Source organism: Phenylobacterium sp. (assembly GCF_031181185.1).
GTDB lineage: Bacteria > Pseudomonadota > Alphaproteobacteria > Caulobacterales > Caulobacteraceae > Phenylobacterium.
This window is the reverse complement of the sequence record NZ_JAPSKZ010000206.1, coordinates 1-6,045: the sequence shown is the minus strand read 5'-3', so window position 1 is coordinate 6,045 and position 6,045 is coordinate 1. Positions and strand designations below refer to the sequence as shown.

Sequence of the window (6,045 nt, the reverse complement as noted above, 5' to 3'; positions counted from 1 at the left end):
CTTTTGTCGCGGATGCTTGACGTAGGGGGCGCGGGGGGCCATCTGCGCCCGGCTTTATTCTCCGAGGGGTCGATGAGCTTCACCGTTCCTGCCGAATGGGCGCCGCACCGGGCGATGTGGCTGGGGTTCCCCAGCCATGCGGACCTGTGGGAGTCCGACCTCGAGGCCGCCCAGGCCGAGGTGGCGGCCCTGGCCCGCGCGCTGGCGGGCCCCGGCGGCGAACGCGTGCGCCTGATGACTGGTCATCCCGACGGCGAGGCCGCCGCCCGCGCCCTGCTGGGCCACGTTCCGAACATCGAGATCGTGCCTGGGCGCTTCGGCGACATCTGGCTGCGCGACACCGGCCCCATCTTCGCCGGCGGCAAGGCGCGCGGCTTCAAGTTCAACGGCTGGGGCGGCAAGTACGCGCTGGAGCACGACGACACGGTCGCGGCCCAGATCGCCCAGGCCTCGGGCGCCGAGCTCGTCCCCCACGACTTCATCCTGGAAGGCGGCGCCGTCGACCACGACGGCTTCGGCACCGTCCTGACCACCGGCCAGTGCCTGCTCAACCCCAACCGCAACGCCGGCTGGGACGACGCCAAGGCCGAGGCCGCGCTCGCCGCCTCGCTGGGCGCCAAGAAGGTCATCTGGCTGGGCGAGGGTCTGCTGAACGACCATACCGACGGCCACGTGGACAACCTGGCCCGCTTCGTCGCGCCGGGCGTCGTCGCCGTGCCGGTCGCCTGGGGCCGCGGCGATCCCAACGCCGAGGCCTACGACGACGCCGCCCGCAGGCTCGCCCACCAGACCGACGCCCGCGGCGAGCCGCTGAAGGTCGTGCGCATCCCGTCGCCGGGCTTCGTCGAAGGCGACGAAGGCGAGGGGCCGATCCCGGCCAGCCACATGAACTTCCTCATCGCCAACAAGGCGGTGATCGTGCCGATCTACGAAGAGCGTCCGGGCGAACTCGCCCGCCAGGCGCTGGAACAGCTGTTCCCCGACCGGCAGGTCATCGGCCTCACGTCGACCGCCATCCTCACCGGCGGCGGATCCTTCCACTGCATCACCCAACAGGAGCCCGCCCTCTAGATGACGCGCACGCTGAAAGTCGCCGCCATCCAGACCTCGTACGGCGAGGACATGGCGGCCAACATCAAGAAGACCGAGAGCTTCATCCGCGCCGCCGCGGCCGAGGGCGCGCAGGTGATCCTGCCGTCCGAGCTCTTCCAGGGGCCCTACTTCTGCGTCGCCCAGGAAGAGCGCTGGTTCGCCACCGCCTATCCCTGGCGCGAGCATCCGGCGGTGACCGAACTCGCCCCGCTGGCGAAGGAGCTGGGCGTGGTCCTGCCGATCTCGATCTTCGAGCGCGAGGGCCCGCACTACTTCAACAGCCTGGTGATGGTCGACGCGGACGGCAGCCTCATGGGCGTCTACCGCAAGAGCCACATTCCCGACGGCCCGGGGTACATGGAGAAGTACTACTTCCGGCCGGGCGACACGGGCTTCAAGGTCTGGAACACCCGGTTCGGCCGCGTGGGCGTCGGCATCTGCTGGGACCAGTGGTACCCGGAGTGCGCCCGGGCCATGACGCTGATGGGCGCCGAGGTGCTGCTGTACCCCACCGCCATCGGCTCAGAGCCGCACGACCCGACGCTGGACACCGCCGCCCCCTGGCGGCGCGCCATGCAGGGCCATGCGGTGTCAAACGTGATCCCGGTCGTGGGCGCCAACCGCACGGGCTTCGAGCCCTGGGAAGGCTACCCGAACGGCGGCCAGCAGTTCTACGGCTCCAGCTTCATCGCCGACCACCGGGGCGACCTGGTGGCCGCGCTCGGCCGCGAGGACCAGGGCGTGCTGGCGGCCGAGTTCGACCTCGACTTCCTCAGCACCCACCGCGCCGCCTGGGGCTTCTTCCGCGACCGGCGGACCGACCTCTACGGCGCGCTGGCGGGCGCGCGGCCGGCCTAAGCGCCGCAGCCCTCCGCCGGCGGCGCGGCGGCGAGTTCGCGCTTCATCGTCGCCAGGTCGGCCGTGAACGCCGGCTCGGCGTGCAGGCGCGCGACCATCCCTGAGGCCAGCACGCGGCCAGCCTCCACGTCCGACGGATAGTGCACGCCGCAGATCACCCGGCTGTCGCCCGACTCCTGGCCCAGCTTCAGCAGGGCGTCGGCCTTGGCCGGCATGGCTTCGGTCAGGATCAACGCCCACGACCAGGCCACCATCGAGTGCCCCGACGGATAGGACGCATTCGTGCGCATCCAGTCTTCGCGCGGCACGCAGATCGGCTTGTCGTTGTCCAGCGCCGGCCGCTTGCGGTCGAAGTGGTTCTTGGCCGGCGTGCCGATCACGCGGACGTCCAGTTCGATCTTGTGCAGCAGCTTCCAGGCCACCGGAGTCTTCTGGGCGCTGATCTCCTTGCCCATGGCGCACGAGAACCGCTTCAGCGCCCCGCCCTGCCACAGGTCGTTGTCCTGCTGCGCCAGCTTCCAGCGGGGCGAGCCCTCCAGCGACCGGGTGGCGTCGTAGTTGGCGCGGTCGGCCACGTCATAGGCGCTGCCCGGCGCCGGCGGGCCGGGCAGGATGTCCTTGCCGCTGAGCGCCGCGGCCGTCAGGTAGCCTTCCGTCTGCCCGCCGGGCGCGCGGTGGCCGGCCGGCGCCTGGGAGAGCGCCGGGTCGGCAGCGGGGGCCGCCGCGCAGGCGGCCATGGTCGCGACTGCGCAGGCGGTCGTCAGAGTACGGAACAAAGGTATCCCCTTAGGCTCGAAGGACGGTCTTGCCGTTCTTGATGACGGTGACGCCGCGCTCCTTAACCCGCGCCTCGAACGAGATCACCTGCCCATCGCGCCACATATCGACAGTGATCGTGTCGCCGGGGAACACCGGGGCGGAGAACCGCGCCTGGTGGCTCTGGATCGGGGCCGGGTCGAAGTCGGTGATCGCCTGCAGCACGGCGCGGCAGGTGATCCCGTAGGTGCAGAGGCCATGCAGGATGGGCCGGTCGAAGCCCGCCATCTTCGCCACGTCGGGGTCCGAGTGCAGCGGGTTGCGGTCGCCGTTCAGCCGGTAGAGCAAGGCCTGGTCCGGCCGGGTCGTGAAGTCCGCCGACACGTCCGGCGCGCGGTCGGGGACCTGGTGCGGCTCGGGCGCGCCTTCGCTCGGCCCGCCGAAGCCGCCGTCGCCTCTGGCGAACGTCGAGCCGGTGAGCGTCGCCACCTTCTCGCCGGCCGCGTCGGTCCAGACCGTCTCGTTGATGATCACCGCGCCCTTGCCGGGGCCCTTGTCGAAGGCGCCCACCACCCGCATCTCGGCGGTGAAGGTCCCGTAGTCGGGCAGGGGCTTGTGCAGCTCCACCTTCTGCTCGCCGTGCACCACCATCAGGTAGTTGATCTCGCTCTGCCGCCAGCCCTCGCGCGGCGTGTGGGCCTGGGCCCGCTGGGCGCGCCCGACGCCCGCCGACGACAGCACCGTGGCGGCCGTGGGCACGACCTTCAGCTCGCGCTCATAGACGAACGGCAGCTCCCGCCGGTCCGTCGGATCGGCGCCCATCCCGATCCCCAGGGCGTACAGCATCACGTCCTTGTCGCCGTAGGTGAAGGTCCAGGTGGTCGGCGGGTTTTCCAGGATGTCGGGATAGTAGATCGGCATGGGCGCTCCCCTCGGGCTGCGGCCCCGATTGAAGGCCCTGGGCCCCGGCGGCGCAAGCCAGCGTGCCGCATTTGCCGGTCCCGGCCGGATCGGCTAGAAGCGGCGACTTCGCGCAAGGCGGGCCGGGAGGGCCTCGTCGGCGCCTACAGAGATCCGAAGGTTTCCGATGTCCGAACCGACCCAAGCGCCCGCAGGCGGCGAGCTGACCGGCAGCGTCCTCTTCTACAACAAGCCCGAGCCGCTGGCCCGCGAACTGCACGGCAAGCTGGGCGTCAAGCGGATGGACGGCCCGTTCAAGTTCGCCAAGGCCGGCCACGCCATCCCGCTGACCGTCGGCGAGTTCCCGCTGGCGGCGGTCACCGGCCCGATCATCTTCGTGGGCGACGAGAAGCTGCCGATCGCGGTCATGGGCCTGAACGCGGGCGAGAACATGTTCGTGCAGGACAACGGCCTGTTCGAGCCGGGCGTCTACATCCCGGCCTACGTCCGCCGCTATCCCTTCGTGTTCGCCAACGACAACCAGAACAACCAGATGGTGCTGTGCATCGACCGCGCCGCCGAGTTCGTGGTGGAAGGCGGCGACATGCCCTTCTTCGACGACAAGGGCGAGCCCAGCGACTACACGAAGAACTGCATCGAGTTCTGCAACAACTTCGAGATCGAGCGTCAGCGGACGATGAGCTTCGTCGAGCTGCTGAAGGGGCTGGACCTGTTCGAACTGAAGACCGCCCAGTTCACGCCGACCAATCCCGACGGCACCGCCGGCCAGTCCCAGAAGATCGCCGAGTACTACGGCGTCTCGGAAGAGAAGCTGAACCAGCTGCCGGCCGAGAAGATCCTCGAGCTGCGCGACAACGGCGCGCTCGGTCAGATCTACGCCCACCTGCTGTCGCTGGTCGGCTGGGACCGCCTGATCGCCATCGCGCTCGCCCGCTCGGCGCAACAGCCGGTCGCCGCGAACGCGTAAGCCGTCCTTCTCCCCTTGCGGGAGAAGGTGTCGCCAGAGGCGACGGATGAGGGGTCGCACCTGGCGTGCGGCCCTTCTTCGTTGTTGAACCCTCTGGGAAACCCCTCATCCGACCTGCTGCGCAGGCCAACTTCTCCCTTGAGGGGAGAAGGAATGCGCTTCACCGGCTGAACACGCTCCGCGTCAGGCACGAGAAGACCAGCCGCCCGGCCTCGTCCAAGAGGTCGTGCTGGGCGATGATGATGCCCTTGCCGTCGCCGACCGGGTCCTTGGCCATGATGGTCATCCGCCCGCGCAGCAGCTCCCCGGCCGGCGGGTTGCGCATCCACCGCAGCGCATCCACGCCCAGACGTTTGGTCTGAGGCCAGTCGGTGTGCGCCACCGCGTCCAGCTTCGCCCAGATCGCATAGACCATGGCGTCCGGCGCGCCACGATCGACGGTCCAGCCTGGGGTGAACGAGCCGCAGAACGCCGTCAGCGCGTCTGGGTCCACCGCGCAGGCCCCCAGCGGGACGACCTGTCCGATCTCGATGTCGTCGAACCTGGCGGGCACGCGCGCTCCTCTGTCTGAAAGCGAAAACGGCGGCGAGAATGGACAACGCCGTGCGTCCAAGTCGAGCCCCGCTTTGCGCTATCGAAATTCACGCGCCATATTGCATCCGTAATCTCGGTCCTACGGTCCACTCCAAGGGGTGACGATGCGGTTCCTGTGCGGCGTCCTGTTCGCCCTGGCGTTCGCCGGCTGGGCCCACGCGGCGCCCGTCAACACCGGCCATCTGACGGCCGAACTCGCGCCGCAGGCCCAGGGCATAGCGCCGGGCCAGACGATCCACGTCGCCCTCGTCCAGAACATCCAGAAGGGCTGGCACACCTATTGGCGCAACCCGGGCGACTCGGGCGAACCCACCACCATCGCCTGGGAGCTGCCGGCCGGCTGGACCGCCGGCGAGTTCGTCTGGCCGACCCCGCACCGCCTGCCTGTGGGCCCGCTGGTCAACTACGGCTTCGAGGGCCAGGTCGTGCTGCCCGTGCCGGTCACCGCGCCTGCGAGCGCCACGCCGGGCCAGACCGTCACCCTGAAGGCCAAGGCGAACTTCCTGGTCTGCGAGGAGATCTGCGTCCCCGAAAGCGCCGACCTCACCCTCGATCTGCCGGTCGTCGCCCAGCCTGCGCCCGCCCATCCCAAGTGGGGCGGGACGATCCAGAAGGCGCTCGCCCAGTCGCCGAAGCCTGCCGGCCTCACCGCCGCCTTCGCCAAGGATGCGGCGGGCCTGAAGCTCGCCATCGTCGGCGCGCCGCTGAAAGGCGCCGACGTGGCTCAGGCTTACTTCTTCCCCTTCTCCGGCACGGTCATCGACCACGCCAAGCCCCAGCCGATCGAGCGCGGTCCCGACGGTCTGACGCTGACCCTGCCGCCCGGCGTCGACTTCCAGGCGGGCGAAGGCCCGGCC

At 69.9% G+C, this 6,045-nt stretch carries 7 protein-coding genes; 4 read left to right on the top strand and 3 right to left on the bottom strand.

The genetic code is table 11. The features are described 5' to 3' along the window. The first annotated feature begins 72 nt into the window (after positions 1-72). Both RIF93_RS18015 and aguB read left to right on the top strand, forming a co-directional pair. Positions 73-1,071, top strand: a complete 999-nt coding sequence (locus tag RIF93_RS18015; protein ID WP_309092833.1) for an agmatine deiminase family protein — start codon at positions 73-75, stop codon at positions 1,069-1,071. Further along, positions 1,072-1,950: an N-carbamoylputrescine amidase gene (aguB, locus tag RIF93_RS18010; protein WP_309092832.1), complete on the top strand. Its 879-nt coding sequence runs from the start codon at positions 1,072-1,074 to the stop codon at positions 1,948-1,950. It begins immediately after the preceding gene. On the opposite strand, the gene RIF93_RS18005 is transcribed toward aguB, so the two are convergent. Next, the gene (locus tag RIF93_RS18005; protein WP_309092831.1) at positions 1,947-2,726 is read right to left on the bottom strand and encodes a phosphatase PAP2 family protein; all 780 of its coding nucleotides are present in this window, start codon (positions 2,724-2,726) and stop codon (positions 1,947-1,949) included. The two genes, aguB and RIF93_RS18005, sit on opposite strands and share 4 nt — an antisense overlap. A 10-nt stretch (positions 2,727-2,736) precedes the next feature. Next, a complete protein-coding gene (locus RIF93_RS18000) occupies positions 2,737-3,627 on the bottom strand; it encodes a MaoC/PaaZ C-terminal domain-containing protein (protein WP_309092830.1) in 891 nt (296 codons plus the stop codon). 166 nt (positions 3,628-3,793) lie between these two features. Here RIF93_RS18000 and RIF93_RS17995 point away from each other — a divergent pair, with 166 nt between their 5' ends. Beyond that, positions 3,794-4,594 (top strand): SapC family protein, encoded by an 801-nt coding sequence (locus RIF93_RS17995; RefSeq protein ID WP_309092829.1) that lies wholly within the window; start codon positions 3,794-3,796, stop codon positions 4,592-4,594. 160 nt (positions 4,595-4,754) lie between these two features. On the opposite strand, the gene RIF93_RS17990 is transcribed toward RIF93_RS17995, so the two are convergent. Further along, on the bottom strand, positions 4,755-5,147 hold the full coding sequence (locus RIF93_RS17990; protein ID WP_309092828.1) for an acyl dehydratase: 393 nt from the start codon (positions 5,145-5,147) through the stop codon (positions 4,755-4,757). Between the two features lie 145 nt (positions 5,148-5,292). On the opposite strand from RIF93_RS17990, the gene RIF93_RS17985 reads away from it, so the two are divergent. Then, the coding region (locus RIF93_RS17985) for a protein-disulfide reductase DsbD domain-containing protein (RefSeq protein ID WP_309092827.1) at positions 5,293-6,045 on the top strand (753 nt) is incomplete at its 3' end.